The sequence below is a fragment of the Steroidobacter sp. genome (assembly GCF_036402275.1).
Taxonomy (GTDB): Bacteria; Pseudomonadota; Gammaproteobacteria; order Steroidobacterales; family Steroidobacteraceae; genus Steroidobacter.
In genome coordinates, this window is sequence record NZ_DASWTF010000001.1 from 1 (window position 1) to 16225 (window position 16225).

The following is a 16225-nucleotide window of genomic DNA, read 5'->3' on the forward strand; positions in this document are numbered from 1 at the left end:
CGGCCGCGCAGAGCCAGGACCCCCGCCGAGTGCGATGAGGTTTTTTCTTCAGCGGGTTAGGGTGGGTCTTACGTCCGCTGCTGCAGCTGATCTAAAGTGACACGCTGTTCGATTCGTGCAGTGCCCTTGAGGTCGAGGGCCTTGAGCGTGACGGCAACCGGCGAGGAGCGCCAGTCGATCTCGATCAAGCCAAAATTAGGCTCACGAAGCTGTTCGCCGATGCGATTGGCGTTGGGAACATTGACCGGCCAGACTTCAGTCAAGCCGCTCGATGTCAGCTCCCAGAACGGATAAGGAACATTGACGTCCAGCCGGGTCAGCTCGGCATAGTGCGTGTCGCCGCTGATGAATATCACACCGCCGGCACCCTTGCGGCGAATCAGCTCGATCAGCCGCTGATGATCCCGCGCATAGTTGATCCACGCTTCCCAGCCGGGAAAATCCGCGAGTACCTGCAGGCTCGACGCAAAGATCCTGACCTGCGCCGGCACATCGAGTTGTTGCTCGAGCCAGCGCCACTGCCGCTCGCCGAGCATCGTCGCTTCATGATCGGGCAATCGCGCATACGGACCAGGAACTTCTTCGCCGGCCTTCTGCTTGGCTTCGCCCCACTCTTTATATGACTTACCGCCGAGGTCCTGCCGCGCAATCGGCGTACGGTTGAAACGCAAGTCCGGCATGATGACCTGCACGCGCCGATCTTCCGGACCGAACAAGTACGAAGCATAAATGCCATTGCGGGACCGGCGCGGCGAGTCGGCGGGCTCCTGCCAGAAATCCAAAAAGATCTCGCGCGACTGTTCCTTCATCGGATAGTCGGCGCCCGAATCGTCCTCGCCATAATCGTGATCGTCCCACACCGCGACGATGGGCGTGGTCGCCCGCAATTTCTGAAAGCCAGGCTTGGCCGCGAGCTGCGCGTACTTCGCGCGCAACTCACTCATGTCGCGTGTGTCGCCGTAGATGTTGTCGCCGAGAAAGACGAACAGATCCGGCCGGTTCGCCAGCACGGTGTCCCAGATCGGCTGGTCCTTGCTCTGCTTGGCGCAGGAGCCGAACGCGATCCGGGTCAGCGAGCGCTCCAGCGCCGGATGCGGATCGCTGCCAGGCCGCGATTGCGACCAGGCAGCGCCAGCCTTCAATACACCCCCGAGCGCGGCGCCGACGACGAGACTACTGTCGCGTACGAAGCGCCGCCGGGTCTCGTCGTGCTCACTCATGCAGATTAGAAACGCGCCTTGGCGGAAATGAAGAACTGTCTCGGCGCGCCACGCAACAGCGTCTGATACGAACCGTTGGGATCCGTGGCAGTGAAACCGTTGGTGCCGATGCTACCGATGTACTTCTTGTCTGCGAGATTGGTCACATCCACCTGCAAGGTCAACTGTTCGACGATGCCCAAGGACTCGAAGCGATAACCCAGGCCGCCGTTGAACAGCGTGTACGAGTCGGCGCCCGCATCGTTCAAGTACGTGTAGAAGCGCTCGTCCGTGTAGTTGGCATCCAGCCGCGCGAAGAGCGCGCCGTTGTCGTACGACAGTTCCGAGCGAAGCAGCCATTCGGGAGCGTCCACCACTTGCTTTCCTGCCGTCGGCACCAGGGTAACGCCGGCCGCCGTCTCGAATGTGTAGTCATCGTCATACTCCGAATTGTTCCAGGCCGCCGAATTGAACCAGGTGAAATGCGTCATCGGCTGCCAGGACAACGCCGCCTCGATACCGTCCGTCTTCACGTCGCCGACGTTGGCGAACGAGCCGGTGCAACCACGGATGCCGTTGCACTGTGGGATGCCGAGCAGTCGATCCTTGAAGTCGACGTGATAGGCCGTCACCAAGCTGTTGACCGCAGCGCCCTTGAAGCGCCAGCCCAACTCGTAGTTGGTCGAGGTTTCGGGCTCGAGAGTGTTACGGATTTCCTCGAACACCTCGGCAGTCACATCGAACGGTCCGCTGTTGCTGCCCGGGAACGTGCGCACGTTGCGCGCGACGGCCGCGAACACTTCGTGACTGTCGCTCAACGACCAGTTCGCGCCGACTTGCGGCAGGAACGACTCGTCCGCTTCGATCGTGCCATTCTTCTGCGGACCGCCCGTGACCGTGCGGATCTCGCTCTCGGAGCTCACCGAGCGGAAGCCCGCGTTCAACGTGAATGCGTCCGTGATCGACCACGTGTCCTGCAGATGGAACACCACCGTGTCCGTGTCGAAGTCGTACTCCCACTGCGTGAGCAGCGGATTGCGCTGGAAATCTTCGAACGAGCGTGTCGGCGCGTCGACGTTGGGCTCGCCATAGAAACGACGCGCCTGGTTGAAGTCGATGGTCTCGAACCACACGCCGCCTTCGATCTGGTGCGCGCCGGCCGTGAACGTCAGCGAGCTCAACACGCCCTGGCGGTCGATTTCATATTCGGTGGTGCGAATCGAGATCGGCGCGCCGCCCGGCGTCGGCACATACGGCGTGCCCCACAAGCCCTGGCCTTCGTTCTGATGCATATACGCGGTGGTCTTCCAGTTCACCGACTCGCCGATGGGAAGATCGAGCGACAGATAGCCCAGATCGTCCTTGCGCAGACCGGCGGCATTCCAATAAGCATCGTCGCAAACGACCGTGTCCAACTGGCCGGAGGCGTTACATGCGTTAGCCGCGTCGACGGCGGCGTCCCAATTCGGGAACCAGTTGTCCCAATCCCAGCCGCGGCGGGCAATGATCTGATAGGACAGGTCCTGGTAATCGGACTCGGCGCGATCGGAATAGTTGTAATAGGCGGTCAGTTTGGCGTCGCCGATGGGCTGCACCAGCTTGACGTTGACCATGCGCTGTTCTTGATCACCGCCGCCTTTCCACTTCTCGGCGGAAGCATCCACGACGGCAACATACGCACGCGTGCCGGTGCTCAGCTCGCCGCTGTCCAGCTGCGCGAACGTGCGACGGGCGGAGTCGGAGCCGAACATTTGCTCGGCGCGCACGCCGAATTCCGCGGCCGGATCGGCCGAAAAGAATTCCACTGCGCCGCCCAGGTTGCTGGTCGAAGCGATATCGATCGCGCCGGCGCCCTGCGACAACTCCACCCGACCCACGGCTTCCGACGGAATCGCCCTGCTGATATGCAGGCCGTTATGGTTCGCGTAAGACATGTCTCCCAGCGGCACGCCGTCCAGCGTGAAACCCAGCTGGCTCTGATTGAAGCCGCGAATGGACAGGCGCGTCGACCACTCATAGGCGCCGTATGCATCGGCGGACTGGAAATTCACGCCGGGCATTTTCTCGATGGCCTTGAGCGGGCTGGTGCCCGCGGGCAGCGCGTCGATCTGCTCGAACGACACCGACTGCACCTGACGGGTCTCGCCACGGCCGAGCACGATCACTTCTTCGACGGTGCCCTGCTCGCCATCCTGGGCGAGCGCGGCATGGCTCGCGAGCACGGCGGCGATGGCGCACGACAGTACGGCGGTGTTGCGCATAAACAGCTCCCAATGATTTTGTTGATTCCGTGCCAGCCGATGCGAGGGCCAGCGACGGCGCGGCAAGTTACGGGGAGCGGGTTGCCGCGATCTGACGATTACATTGCGGCTGTGTGACTCTTCGCCAAGTGTTGCATGTATGCCGCAGCCGGTCGCCGCGGGCGCGGCAGTGCCGGGGCCACGGCGTGGACGGTAATTCCTGTCTTACAAATCCTCGACGGTATGGAACACTTACCCAGGTAGATCCGGTTTAACTGTCAATAGCAGTGCACCAATCGACAGTTATGCGGATAAACCTTGCGGTACTCTTTCGGTCCGCACCAGCACACTGACTATTACAACGACCCCGGCCTATGGGCCGGCGAGGATTGGGCGAGGTTTTGGGGTTTGATGAAGATTCTGCATCTCGAGGACAACCCGAGCGATGCGCTCCTGGTCGAGCGCGGCATCCAGCGACAGGGCATTCAGGCCAGTTTCATCCAGGTCCGCAGCGCCAGCGAGTTCGTCGCCGCCTTGCAGGCCGGCGGCTTCGACCTCGTGCTGGTGGACAACAACCTGCCTGGGTACAGCGCTCAGGACGCGATCGCCGCGGCCAAGGCGACTTTTCCCAACGTTCCGGTGATCGTGTGCTCGGGGGCGGCTCAGGATGCCGATGTCGCAGCCAGCTTTGCCGCGGGCGCCGACGACTATGTGCTCAAGGACCATCTGTGGCAGGTGGCCGCCGCCCTGCGCAGGAACAACAAGCCGCCAGCTCCAGTAGAGGCTCCACCGCTCCCTGCCATGATGCTGCTGGTCGATGTCGTGCAAAAACTTTCGTTGGCGCGCGGCCTGGACGCCATCGTCGACATCGTTCGCAAAGCGGCGCGCCAGCTGACCGGCTGCGATGGCGCAACGTTCGTGCTTCGTGACGGCGCTTACTGTTATTACGTCGACGAGGACGCAATTTCGCCGCTCTGGAAAGGCCAGCGGTTCCCATTGGAAACCTGTATCAGCGGCTGGGCCATGCTCAACGGCAAGTCGGCGATCATCCCCGACATATATAAGGATGCACGCATCCCGCACGCTGCCTACCGACCGACGTTCGTTCACAGCCTGGCGATGGTGCCGATCCGCTCCTATTCGCCCATCGGCGCCATCGGCAATTACTGGGCTACCGAGCATGAGTGCACGCCACAGGAATTGATGTTGCTGGAAGCGCTGGCGAACACGACGGCGGTCGCGATGGAAAACGTCGAGCTCTATCAGAACCTCGAACGCCAGGTGCGTGAGCGCACGCGCGAACTGCAGAACGTCAATCAAGAGCTGGAGGCATTCTCGTCAGCGGTGTCGCACGACCTTCGTGCGCCGTTGCGAGCGATGAATGCGGAGCTCGACTTGGCGCGAGAGCATGCGGGTATGCTGCCGTGTGACTCGATAGGTCGGCTGCGCGAGAGCACCACTCGCATGGGCACGCTCATCGACGATCTGTTGCGGCTCTCTCACATCAGCCGCACCGAGTTGCTGCTGGAGCAAACCGATCTCAGCGCCATCGCAACCAGCATCGTCAAACGTCTGCGGAACGCCGAGCCAGATCGCGAGGCCCAAATTCATATCGAGCCTGGCCTGTCAGCGCGGGCGGATTGCGGCTTGATCGGCGTGGTGCTGGAGAATCTGTTGTCGAACGCGTGGAAGTACAGCTCGAAGCGCGAACAGAGTCGAATCCGGTTCGACAGCTACCGCGACGATGCGGGCCGGCTTGTCTATCGGGTACAGGACAATGGCGCCGGTTTCGACCCGGGCCATGCCGACAGACTCTTCAAACCGTTCAGCCGGTTGCACGACGCCCGGCAGTTTCCTGGCGTAGGTCTCGGCCTGGCTACCGTTCGGCGTATCGTCCAGCGCCACGGTGGCAATCTTTGGGCGACCAGCGATGGCCGCACTGGCGCCCAGTTCATGTTCACATTGGGCGAGGCGTCATGAGACGGCGTCTTCGAAACCCTGCAGCACATGCGCCACGTTGTGGCCGATCTCGGCGACGGCGTAGCCGCCTTCTAAAATGAACACCGTCGGCAGGTTGAGCGCGGCAATCTGCGCGCCGAGCTTGAGATATTCCGGCTCGCGCAGTTGGAACTTGGAGATCGGATCGTCGGCGAAGGTATCGACGCCGAGGGAGATCACCAATGCATCGGCTCGGTATTCGTTGATGCGGCGGACGGCGTCGCCTAGCGCGTCGAACCATAGCGCGTTGCTGCTGCCGGCGGGCAAGGGATAGTTCTTGTTATAGCCCACGCCCTCGTTATTGCCGATCTCATTGGCATGCCCGAGAAAGAACGGATACTCAGTGCGCGGGTCGCCATGGATGGAAACAAACATCACATCGCTGCGCTCGTAGAAAATGGACTGAGTGCCGTTGCCGTGGTGATAGTCCACATCCAGCACGACGACTCGTTGAGCGCCGTTATCGCGAAACCCTTGAGCGGCAACCGCGGCGTTGTTCACGAAGCAATAACCGCCGAGGAAATCCGGCCCTGCGTGATGCCCCGGCGGGCGCGATAAGGCGAACGCGGCGCGCTCGCCGCCAGTAACCAACTGCTGGGCAGTCAAAGCAATGTCGGCGCCCGTCTTGGCGGCGGCCCAAGTGCCCGCCATGAGCGGCGTGCCGCTGTCGTACGAGTACAGACCCAGCTTGCCCGCGAAGTGCTCGGGCTCGACATCGTCGCGGAAGCCGCGAACTGGCCAGACGGCGGGCAACGCGTCGTTGGTATTGCCCTGTGCGGTCCACAGATCCCACGCCTTCTCCAAGAAACGAATATATCGAGGCGAATGCACGCGCTCGATGGCCGAAACCGGAAACTCCTTGGGCTCGAGGATCGGCCCCAGCTTGCGTGCTTTGACGGCGTCGTAAACGAAATCGGCGCGCTCGGGCTTCTCGAAACAGGGCACGAGCTGACCGCGATACATTTCCTTGTCACCGTGATGCAAACGGTGACGATCGCTATAGATGATTTTCATTTATGGCTCTTGAGCCCGACCGCCACCAGGTTGGCGATCTCGCGGGCGATGTGTTGCTGTTGTGACGGATCGGTGGGTACGTCGTCCTTGACCAGCCAGCTGAGCAACCCGGGCAGCATGAGCGCCCGCGCATGCACGTCCACGTCCTTGATGCTGCCTTCGCGCATGCCCTGTCGGATCAACTCGTGATAGGCGTCGCCGAGTTGATCGGAACGCACGGCGAACTTAGCCTGTCCTTCCGGCGACAGTGCGCCGTGCCCCACGAGAGGCGAGAGCGGATTCAGGTCTTCGTTGGGATAAGCGCGCGCCAAAGCATCCATCGACGCCGACAACGCCTGCAGGCGCGTGCCCGAATACTCCAGCATCCGATCTTTGATGAACAGGAAGATGCGGAACGCCCGCTCGTAACACGCTGACACCACTTCCTGCTTGCTGCCGATGTGGTGGTGGAAAGTGCGCTTGGTGGTGCCGAGCTGCGCGGCGATCTCTTCGAGCGAGGTGGCGTCGATGCCCTTGCGATTGAAGGCGCGCGAGGCCGATCGCAACAGGGCTTCGCGCTTCGCTTCGAGCGCGGCGTCACGATCGAACGCACTCACCACTTGCGGCGCGAGCTTGGACAGATCCAGCGGCTGGTAGTCAGGCAACTCCGCGGCGGTCGAAAAACCCTCCAGCACCGTTGCCATCACGGCGGCACGCAACCGCTCCGCCCCCATCGGTCCGACCGCGTGCGCCCAAGGCCGGGCCAGCGGGGCCCAGGTGACCAAGCTGAGGATCACGCGCGCATTCACTTCTATATCGCAGGCACGCAGCACGCCTTCGCGATGCCCGACCTCGAGCAAATGCGCCAACCGCGCGGTCAGCGCGTCGTACAGACCCTGGATGGTGTCGCGCTGGGTCTGGTTCATCATGGCGATTTCGGCGCGCGCCGCGATCTCCGGCTCCCGGGGATCCAGCATGCGGCTGATGAAATCGACCAGCACGTCGGCGGCCGTGCCCCCGACTCGCTCCGCTTCCCGCAAGTGGCGCGCGATGATTTCGGCGGCGCGCCGGTAACACTGGAACACCAGGTCCTCGCGATCGGCCACGTAGTGGTACATGGCCCCACGAGTCACGCCCAGCTTGGCGGCGATCTCTGCCAGCGAGGTGAGCAGCACGCCCTTCTGGTTCAATTGGCGCGCGGCCTCGTCGAGCACACGCTCGTGACGATTGACGACCCCGGCAGCCGAGGCGTTTGACTCGGCCGTGGGCTGAGCGGCGCTGTCTTTTGAATTAGAAGTCATGGCGGTAAACCAGGGTTACCCATAGTAACCGCGCCCGAGCCGCTGTTCACCCTGCGCGACCCTCGTATGGACCTGCCCACGTCAATGGGCTGGGTCCGGTCGCCCTCACGAGCGGACGAGAGCCGGATCACACTTCCGATGGGTCGCCGCGCGGGGTCGCCACAGCAGGCGGGAGGCTGCGGTACGCTTCACCCTGACCGCGGGTGACTTGAGCCACTACCCGCCTTGCTGCCAAGAACCGAGAAAGACGGCTGACATGGAGTCATTTTTCAGCTCAGTTGCGTCCTCGACCGATGCTGGAGCGCGCGTCAAGAACATGCGCTGGCCGGCCAGCCTGCGCGTGGGCCACACCACCACCCTGACCGGCAGAGCGATTCAGATCTCCAGTTCCGGGCTCAGTGTGCTGCTGGATCGCACGGTGCGGGAAGGCGAGATCGGCCTGGTTCGGGTGGATGCCTTCATCGCCGGCAATCCGGTGCGCCTGCAGGCGAGAACCAGCGTGGTGTGCTGTACCTGCGTGGGAATGGACGGATTCCGGCTCTCGCTGCGCTTTCAAGACCTCGACGACGACGCGCAGACCGCCATCGATACGTTGCTGCGCGCCCGCTGACCGGCGGGCGCGCCTTCGACTTCTTACTTCAACAGACTGCGCAACATCCACGCGGTCTTTTCGTGAACCTGCAAGCGCTGGGTCAGCAGGTCCGCCGTGGACTCGTCACCACCTTTTTCCGCGGCCGGGAATGCCGCACGCGCGGTGCGGGCCACGGCTTCGTGCCCCGCAACCAATAGGCGGACCATCTCCAGCGCCTCGGGTACGCCTTCCGTCTCCTCGATGGAGGTGAGGCGCGCGAACTCGCCATAAGTGCCCGGCGCCGGATAGCCCAGCGAGCGAATGCGCTCGGCCACGGAATCCAATGCGTTCCACAACTCGGTGTACTGCTCCATGAACATCAGGTGCAGGGTGTTGAACATCGGGCCTTCGACGTTCCAATGGAAATTGTGGGTTTTCAGATACAGCGAGTACGTATCGGCCAGCACCCTGGACAGGCCTTCGGCGATCTTCTCCCGGTCCTTTTTGCCGATGCCGATGTCGATGACGACGTCGCCGCCTGGCGACGCCACGCTCTTACCGCCGTTTTTCTTGGAACTTTCTTTGGCCATACGGATTCTCCTGACGCAATTCACCTTGCCAAAATTCAATCATTCGACAATCGTGCCGACATGGTACTGGCTGGCTGCAGGGCCCTCCAACAGCCAGCCTCTATCCGCACGATCGAAGACGCGCTACAAACAACAGCGGGGATTGCATCTGTTTGTAGACCGATTGCGACTATGCAACTTATACCGCTGCACGAACATTCAGTGACTATTCATGGCCAATGCCTTGGAATGTTCGCGACGGCTCACTGCCGCCCTCGACACGAGGGACCCTGGGAGACCCCTTCATGAACAAACTCGTTTTTGCTGCTATCGCTAGTGCCGGGACTTTGCTGGCCGCGGGCGCAGTCGCCGCCGACGGGATCAAAGGCAAGATTGCCTCCGCCTCGTCGTTCGCGGCATTGGATCGTAACGGCGACCATCGCATCAGCCGCTCCGAAGCCGGTTTCGACCGCCTGATGTCGCAGAACTTCGTCGAAGTGGATACCGATGGCGACGGCTTCGTGACCGCCGCCGAATTCGCGGCCGCTGAAAAGTCGCGCACTCCTCTCACTGCTCGTTAGCCATTGCGAGGCGATCCACGGGTCGCCCTCGCGCCTGCCACGCTTCCAGGCCCCCGGCCAGGGGCCGGACTCGCTTGAAGCCACGCTCCTTGAGCTTGCGCGCCACGACCGCAGCCGAAGCGTCGTTCGGACAATCGCAATAGACGATCACCTCTTGGCCGGGCGCGAGCTTCAATTCGGAGATGTCCCGCACGCTGATGCTGCCCGGAATCCATCCCGAGGCGGCGCGGCGCTCGGGGCTGCGCACGTCCAGAATGGTGGCGGTCGAGCCGGAGTCCAGCAATGTGCCCAACTCGTCGATCGAGATGCGCGACATGCGGATCTGCGCCATGAAGCTGTGCCGCTGCCACCATTTGAACAGCACGAACAGCGCGATCGCGACGATCAACAGCAGCAGCGCCAGCTGTCCGAGCTGATCGAGCTGGATCAGCACCGCCTCGACGGCTTCATGGAAAATCGCGCCGAGCGCCACGGCCCCACCGGCCCAAAGCGCCGCGCCGATGCCGTCGTAAATAATGAAGCGCCGCAGGCTCGTGCCCGACTCTCCCGCCAGCGTCGTCGACACGGCCGCGAAGCCGGGAATGTATTTGGCGAGGATGAGCGAAGGCGCGCCCCATTTCGAATAGATGTTCCGCGTCATGCCCACGCAGGAATCCGGCGACAGCGAGACGCGACACATCAGCCGCAACAGCTGGTTGCCAAAGCGACGCCCGCCCGTGAACCAGGCCAGGTCGGCGATCAACGCGGCCAACGTCGCCACCAGCAGCACCGGCAACAGCGATTCGTGTTTGTCAGTGGCGAGCGCGGCGGTCACGATCATCGGCGCATACGAAGGAAACGGCAGGCCACCCTGATCCAGCAGCACGCAAAAGAACACGACCCACAGGCCGTAGCTCTCGATGATGTGCAGCAGTGTGTCCATCCAAAGTCACCGGTGAATTGTGCATCCGACGCCAGGCGCTCAATTGCATTGGCGTGCGCTTATTCTGCCGCAGCCGCTCCGGACGCGCCGCTCCGTCATGACTGTTATTCCAGCGCCGCAACTAGGGCAGCAGGCCGGTTCGGCGGAGATCGGCGGCCGTAAGCACGAGCCGTTTTTGATAATTCGCCCCACCATGGATCAGCTCGCCGGTGGCGACAACCTTGTGCCCGAGCAAATGACGGTAGTTCTTGTATTGGTCCGCCGTCAGCGCGAGCTCCACTTCGATCTGCGTCGGCTCGCGTGGGTACCGTGAGTTCGCCTCCACGCACACGCGCTCATCGAGTTGCAGGAGCCAGACTACGTGCGGCTCGTCTCCTTTGGTCACGCTCTCGTAGTCCGGCGGGCCCGCGTAGGTGTGACGCACGATCGTGCCGACGAGGCGAATGGGGCCGTATTGCAGGCACGCGTATTCGACCGTGGCCGCGGATGAAGCGACGCCAAACAATGCGACGAAGAGCAGGGCTCGCCACATACCGCTGACACCTCCGCTAGACGCGGCGTTCGAGCTCGAACCGAATCTCGCCTCTCGAAGTCATTCCGACGCGACGCCATCCCGCCGCCTCGTAGAAGCGCGCGGCTCGCGTGTCGGGCTCCGTCGATAGCCAGAGACGATCGTGCCCCTGCTCCCAGAGCCACGCAATCATGACGTCGTGGAGCTGACGACCGTAGCCTTTGCCTTCGTGGCCGGGCTCGACGAACAAGGCCCAGATGCTGCCGTCCGTCGTGTCGCCGACAGCGAAGGCAACGATGGTTCCATCCTCCTCCACCACCCAGCCGCGGCCAGTCTCTTCGATGGCGACCACATAGTCGCGCTCGGTGAGGCGCATCGAGACGAGAATATTTTCGCGCACTGACATGCGCACGCGATGCATGGCTGCGGCGTCGGATGGCCGCGCCTGGCGGATGAGTTGGCCGCGTGTCGGGCCGGCGTTCACAACGCGGTGTCCTCCACGCGCGTCAGCTCCCAGCAGGCGGCCGTTTGCTGGAAGACGTATTTGATTTCGAGATCGGAATGTTCCAGCGACAGCCGGACGACGCGCGTCTTCGGATCCGGCGCGGCGACGGTTTGTTCCAGCTTTTCCTGGGCGCGCTGAGCGGCCGAAGGAAATTCGACGCCGGCAAATTCGCCGGCATTCTCCAAGGTGACCGCGACCTCGACGGGCTTCGGCTCGGCGTTGGCGCTGGCTTCGAGATATCGGTAGGTCAGCGGGCGCTTCCAGTGCTCGATCTGAAACTCGGCGCTGGTTTCGAACGCGCCGATGAATTCATCGAAATCCGCCGGACATTGCTCCGCGGACGCTACGCGGCTCAGAGCAACTGACGCAAGCAGCAATATGGTTCGCACGATCCCTCTCCCCGACGGTGTTCCCTGCCGGGGCGCAGTATGCCGCAGACTTCAAGTCGAAGGCACCAAACGGCGCCAGAACTGACGAAGCACCCCCACCGGCTCGACCGGCGTCACTCTCACCCGCGACGTGGGCCGCGACAGCACGACCTGCTTGCGAGCGGTGCGAGCCACCGGATCGGAACTATAGATGGCGCGACCTGCATTCGGCGCAGGCTGATCGACCAGTTGCAAACCGGCGTTCTCCAGACGAGCGAGTTGCTCGTCGCTCACATGACGTTCGAACACACCGGTGGCGGTCTGCCATTCCCACACTGTGCGACCCTGGTCGAACACCGCGCGGCCGGACTTGCGGTCCGATCCCGACGGCGTCGACGCCACCTTTTCCTCTCCCGACTGACTCATGACCTCTCCGAATTCTTGTTCGCCTGGCTGCGACCAGCACCCGCCAGTAGAGTAGTTATCGTTGCGTAAGGGAGCGTCGTAGATAAGACCGACCCTGAATGCGGCCCTAAGATGAAACGGCAACCCGCGGTTACTGCCGATCCGATCCGGCCCCGTGGAATTCCCTTGCCGGCACGGCGGCAATTATTTGCCGTCGCGATTTTCTTGGCCGCCGGCGAGGCAGGCGCTTTTCACTTGTTCGCGAATGATCTCCGCCAGCCGCAGTGTGCCTGGACCGGCGCCATCCCGATCGGCGAATACCAGATAAAGCGGCTGCCTGGCATTCCGAGGATCGCGCAAGAGCAGCGGCTTGAGTTCGCCGTTTTGCATTTCCGTGCGAATCTTGTCCTCGGGCAGCCATGCGAACCCATAACCGCGCGAGACCGCTCCTATGGACGTGCTCATGTTGCTGACTGTCCAGCGGCGCGAGGCATCGAGCGTCAGCGCTTTCTTGTCCCGCTTCACACTCGTATCGCGCACGACGATGTGACGATGCTTGCGCAGGTCGCGAAATTCCACCGGACGCCCCAACTTGTGCAACTCGTGATCGGGATGCGCGACCGGCGCGAACGGCACGGTGATCAACAACTCCCCCGGCATGCCCGCCGGCAGCTTGCCCATGATGGCCAGGTCCGCCTTGCCGGTGCGCAACGCTTCGGGCGTGCCGTCGAGCACCGTTTCATACCATTCGATGCGCGTCTGCGGACTCTCCTCGCCGAAACGATCCAGGCATTGAAACATCAACCAATTCGGAAACAGGATCTCCACGGCGAGGGAGATTTCGGCCTCCCATCCGGCGGACGCTTTGCTCGCCGCGCGCTCGATGGCATCGGCGTCTTCGAGCAGCAATCGTCCGCGCCGATACAGCATCTCGCCGGTGGGCGTGAGCTTGGCTTTGCGACCTTGGATCTCGAAGGCGCGCACCTGCAGAGTCGATTCGAGCTTCTGCACGGCATAGGTGACCGAGGACTGGCTCTTGTGGAGCGCCTCGGCCGCCTGGGCATAGCCGCCGGCCTCCACCACCGCCACCAGGCAGCGCCACTGCTCCAGGCTGATGTGGGGCAAACGCATTGACGGCAAAGGCTTTTTTGCTTCGGACTTGGGTGCGCGGGCGGCCATCTATCTAACCATTCGATGAATTCGAGCCAAAACTTCAACTTTTTTATCGGTCTGGTGGATATTTAAATACGGATACCTGAAAAACAAGTGCCGATTTCTTGGAGGTATCCGATGAGCACCCTGCTTCAGATCAACGCCAGCCTGGCCGGCGCCGAGGGTCAGTCTTCCCGCCTCGCCCACCGCTTCGTCGCGGACTGGCAGGCCCAGCATCCCGGCGACCACGTCATCATGCGCGATCTCGCGAGCGATCCGGTCCCGCATCTGACCGCTGAGCGTTTCCAGGCGTTCCTGTCGCAGCCCGAAGCGCGCACCGCTGAACAGCGCGTGGTCAGCGAATATTCCGACGCTCTGATCGCGGAACTGAAGGCCGCCGACACCATTGTGTTCGCGGTTCCGATGTACAACTTCAGCGTGCCGTCCACGCTGCGCGCGTATTTCGATCACATCGCCCGCGCCGGTGTGACATTCCGTTACACGGCCACCGGCCCGGAAGGATTGTTGAAGGGTAAAAAGGCTTACGTGTTCATCACTCGTGGCGGCTTCTACGCCGATGCAGCCGACACGCAGACGCCGTACCTGAAACAGTTCCTCGGCTTCCTCGGCATCACCGACGTGAAATTCGTGTTCGCCGAAGGACTTGGGATGGGTGAAGAGACGCGCGAGAAGAGCATCACCGCGGCTCATTCGGCCATCGGGGAACTGCTGCCGCGGGCCGCGTGACCTTGTTCCATCTTGACAGCCGCACGTTCGTCCCGGAACGTGCGGCGCATGCGCATCCTGCTGGTTGAAGATGACACCATGATCGGTCAGAGCCTGAGACAGGCGCTGACCGAGAATGGGCTGACCGTCGATTGGGTGAAAGATGGCGTGCTCGCGCAGGACGCGCTGGCGCAGGGCGGCTATGCGGCCGTGTTACTGGATTTGGGATTGCCCCGCCGCTCCGGCCTGGAAGTTTTGCGGCGAGCACGGCAGGACGGCGATCGCACGCCGATGCTGGTGCTGACGGCCCGGGATGGCGTGGACGATCGCGTCGAAGGCCTGGACTTCGGCGCGGACGATTACATGGTCAAGCCCTTCGAGTTGCGCGAGTTGCTGGCGCGCATGCGGGCGATCATTCGCCGCTTCGGCGGCCATGCTCAATCGACCATAGGAACGGCGCAGACGCAGCTGGATCTTTCCAGCCGCGAGCTCACTCATGGCGGCACGTCCATTCTGCTGTCGGCCAAGGAATTCCGTCTCATGCATGCGCTGCTGGAACGGCCCGGCGCGATCCTGTCACGCACTCAGCTGGAAGAACGTTTGTATGGCTGGGGCGAGGAAGTCAGCAGCAACGCCGTCGAAGTGCTCATTCACGGCGTACGCCGCAAGCTCGGCGCGGATGTGATTCGCAACGTGCGCGGGCTGGGCTGGCGCGTGAGCAAGGAGGCGTCTTGAGGCGTCTTGATATGAGCTCGCTGCGCAAACAACTCATGGTCTGGCTGATGCCCATGTATGTGGTGGCAGCCATCGTCGCGGCCACCATCACGTACTACATGTACGGCAGCATGGTCAGCTTCTTCATGGACAATCAGCTGCGCCTGTTCGCCGACTCGCACGCGGTATCCTCCGGTTCGGTGCCGGCGCTGCGGCCACTCACTGCTTACAACGTGGTGAAGAAGGGCGACATGGTGGTGCAGATCTGGGATCGCAGCCATCGCCTGGTCACGAGTTCCTGGCCCGAGCTCGCGCTCGATCGCCAATCCACGCAAGGGTTCAGCGACCTGACCGTCGGCGATTCGCGCTGGCGCGTTTATACGATGCATTCGCCCGATCGCACCGTGCAGAGCGCGCAAAGCCTGGAATTCCGCCGTCATCTGGTGAAATCGCAGGCGGTGCAGGTAGCCCTGCCGGTGATCCTGATGATTCCATTTTCCGCCATCTTCCTGTGGTTTGGCATGCGCCCCGCGACCCGGCGGCTCGAACTGATTTCGCAGGCCGCCGCGCGGCAAGACGAACATCGCTTGAGCGAGTTGCCGGCGGAGCATGCGCCTTCTGAGATTCGGCCGCTCGTGCTGGCGGTGAATACTCTGCTCGCTCGGTTACGGAACGCCTTCGCGGCTCAGCGTCGGTTCGTACAGGACGCTGCGCACGAGTTGCGTACGCCAATTACGGCCATGAGCTTGCAGCTGGAAAATCTCAAGGCTCGCATGCCCGATGGCGAGCGTGAGCAACTGAAGCAGCTCGAAGCCGGACTCTCTCGAACCAAACGCCTGGTCGAGCAGTTGCTGCGGCTGGCACGTCAGGAATCCCCGCGGCAGGCCGATCCGCCGGTGGCCATTCAGTTGGACGCTCTGCTCAAATCCAGCCTCGCCGATTTCATGCCGCTGGCCGACAAACGCAGCATCGACCTGGGCTATGCGGCCGATATCGACGCGACGGTGCATGCGAACGAGGATGAGCTGCGCAGCCTGGTTCACAATCTGCTCGACAACGCTCTGCGCTACACGCCGCCCGGCGGCATCGTCGATGTGACTTTGCATCGGGACACGGGGGTCGTCATGGTGGAGGTCGCCGACAACGGCCCGGGCATTCCGCCGGAGTTGCTGCCGCGTGTGTGCGATCGTTTTTTCCGCATCGAAGGCGGGGAGACGGAGGGCAGCGGGCTCGGGCTGGCGATTGCCAGGAATGCCGCGGATCGCAATCGCATCGGTCTGGAGCTGAGCAATCGCGTGGATGGCTCGGGATTGATCGCCCGCATGAGATTCGAAGCCGCGTCCGTGACATCGCAGCCTGGACCGAAACCGGTCGTTGCGCGAGAAGAAACAGCTGCGGAGTTTGCTGCTGAAACTCAGCCGCCGAACTAAGTCTCCGCTAAGTCTGCCTGCCTATGCTGGTCTCGCCTTC

General features: G+C 62.5%; 17 protein-coding genes. 6 read left to right on the top strand and 11 right to left on the bottom strand.

Going from position 1 to position 16225, the window contains the following annotated elements:
* Positions 1 to 68: 68 nt before the first annotated feature.
* The gene (locus VGD45_RS00005) at positions 69 to 1220 is read right to left on the bottom strand and encodes an alkaline phosphatase D family protein (RefSeq protein ID WP_331153199.1); all 1152 of its coding nucleotides are present in this window, start codon (positions 1218 to 1220) and stop codon (positions 69 to 71) included.
* A gap of 5 nt (positions 1221 to 1225) precedes the next feature.
* Positions 1226 to 3460, bottom strand: coding sequence for a TonB-dependent receptor family protein (locus VGD45_RS00010; RefSeq protein ID WP_331153200.1), 2235 nt, complete (start codon positions 3458 to 3460; stop codon positions 1226 to 1228).
* Positions 3461 to 3757: 297 nt separating this feature from the next.
* Here VGD45_RS00010 and VGD45_RS00015 point away from each other — a divergent pair, with 297 nt between their 5' ends.
* Positions 3758 to 5419 carry a sensor histidine kinase gene (locus VGD45_RS00015; protein ID WP_331153201.1) on the top strand — a complete coding sequence of 554 codons (1662 nt, stop codon included), beginning with the start codon at positions 3758 to 3760 and terminating at the stop codon, positions 5417 to 5419.
* Here VGD45_RS00015 and VGD45_RS00020 read toward each other — a convergent pair.
* Complete coding sequence (locus VGD45_RS00020) at positions 5414 to 6451, bottom strand: histone deacetylase family protein (RefSeq protein ID WP_331153202.1); 1038 nt, start codon at positions 6449 to 6451, stop codon at positions 5414 to 5416. The two genes, VGD45_RS00015 and VGD45_RS00020, sit on opposite strands and share 6 nt — an antisense overlap.
* Complete coding sequence (locus tag VGD45_RS00025) at positions 6448 to 7731, bottom strand: TetR/AcrR family transcriptional regulator (RefSeq protein WP_331153203.1); 1284 nt, start codon at positions 7729 to 7731, stop codon at positions 6448 to 6450. The genes VGD45_RS00020 and VGD45_RS00025 overlap by 4 nt, the downstream gene beginning before the upstream one ends.
* A gap of 256 nt (positions 7732 to 7987) precedes the next feature.
* On the opposite strand from VGD45_RS00025, the gene VGD45_RS00030 reads away from it, so the two are divergent.
* Positions 7988 to 8341: a PilZ domain-containing protein gene (locus VGD45_RS00030; protein ID WP_331153204.1), complete on the top strand. Its 354-nt coding sequence runs from the start codon at positions 7988 to 7990 to the stop codon at positions 8339 to 8341.
* Between the two features lie 23 nt (positions 8342 to 8364).
* Here VGD45_RS00030 and VGD45_RS00035 read toward each other — a convergent pair whose 3' ends face one another.
* Positions 8365 to 8892 (bottom strand): Dps family protein, encoded by a 528-nt coding sequence (locus VGD45_RS00035; RefSeq protein ID WP_331153205.1) that lies wholly within the window; start codon positions 8890 to 8892, stop codon positions 8365 to 8367.
* Between the two features lie 284 nt (positions 8893 to 9176).
* Between VGD45_RS00035 and VGD45_RS00040 the strand changes: the two genes are divergently transcribed.
* Positions 9177 to 9452 carry a hypothetical protein gene (locus VGD45_RS00040; RefSeq protein WP_331153206.1) on the top strand — a complete coding sequence of 92 codons (276 nt, stop codon included), beginning with the start codon at positions 9177 to 9179 and terminating at the stop codon, positions 9450 to 9452.
* On the opposite strand, the gene VGD45_RS00045 is transcribed toward VGD45_RS00040, so the two are convergent.
* The 6 genes from VGD45_RS00045 to VGD45_RS00070 all read right to left on the bottom strand — a co-directional run bounded on the left by VGD45_RS00045 (position 9439) and on the right by VGD45_RS00070 (position 13294).
* Positions 9439 to 10374: a rhodanese-like domain-containing protein gene (locus VGD45_RS00045; protein ID WP_331153207.1), complete on the bottom strand. Its 936-nt coding sequence runs from the start codon at positions 10372 to 10374 to the stop codon at positions 9439 to 9441. The two genes, VGD45_RS00040 and VGD45_RS00045, sit on opposite strands and share 14 nt — an antisense overlap.
* A 121-nt stretch (positions 10375 to 10495) precedes the next feature.
* Positions 10496 to 10906 carry a DUF4431 domain-containing protein gene (locus tag VGD45_RS00050; protein WP_331153208.1) on the bottom strand — a complete coding sequence of 137 codons (411 nt, stop codon included), beginning with the start codon at positions 10904 to 10906 and terminating at the stop codon, positions 10496 to 10498.
* Positions 10907 to 10922: 16 nt separating this feature from the next.
* Positions 10923 to 11369, bottom strand: a complete 447-nt coding sequence (locus tag VGD45_RS00055) for a GNAT family N-acetyltransferase (RefSeq protein WP_331153209.1) — start codon at positions 11367 to 11369, stop codon at positions 10923 to 10925.
* Entirely contained in the window at positions 11366 to 11779 is a 414-nt protein-coding gene (locus tag VGD45_RS00060) for a hypothetical protein (RefSeq protein ID WP_331153210.1), read from the bottom strand. Before VGD45_RS00060 ends, VGD45_RS00055 begins: the two co-directional genes overlap by 4 nt.
* A 51-nt stretch (positions 11780 to 11830) precedes the next feature.
* Positions 11831 to 12184 (bottom strand): hypothetical protein, encoded by a 354-nt coding sequence (locus VGD45_RS00065; RefSeq protein WP_331153211.1) that lies wholly within the window; start codon positions 12182 to 12184, stop codon positions 11831 to 11833.
* Between the two features lie 183 nt (positions 12185 to 12367).
* Positions 12368 to 13294 (bottom strand): LysR family transcriptional regulator, encoded by a 927-nt coding sequence (locus tag VGD45_RS00070; protein ID WP_331153212.1) that lies wholly within the window; start codon positions 13292 to 13294, stop codon positions 12368 to 12370.
* A gap of 159 nt (positions 13295 to 13453) precedes the next feature.
* On the opposite strand from VGD45_RS00070, the gene VGD45_RS00075 reads away from it, so the two are divergent.
* The 3 genes from VGD45_RS00075 to VGD45_RS00085 are packed head-to-tail and all read left to right on the top strand — an operon-like array spanning position 13454 to position 16185.
* Positions 13454 to 14062, top strand: coding sequence for an FMN-dependent NADH-azoreductase (locus VGD45_RS00075; RefSeq protein WP_331153213.1), 609 nt, complete (start codon positions 13454 to 13456; stop codon positions 14060 to 14062).
* A 48-nt stretch (positions 14063 to 14110) separates the two neighbouring features.
* Positions 14111 to 14776, top strand: coding sequence for a response regulator transcription factor (locus VGD45_RS00080; RefSeq protein WP_331153214.1), 666 nt, complete (start codon positions 14111 to 14113; stop codon positions 14774 to 14776).
* A gap of 11 nt (positions 14777 to 14787) precedes the next feature.
* Positions 14788 to 16185: an ATP-binding protein gene (locus VGD45_RS00085; protein WP_331153215.1), complete on the top strand. Its 1398-nt coding sequence runs from the start codon at positions 14788 to 14790 to the stop codon at positions 16183 to 16185.
* The last annotated feature ends 40 nt before the right edge of the window (positions 16186 to 16225 follow it).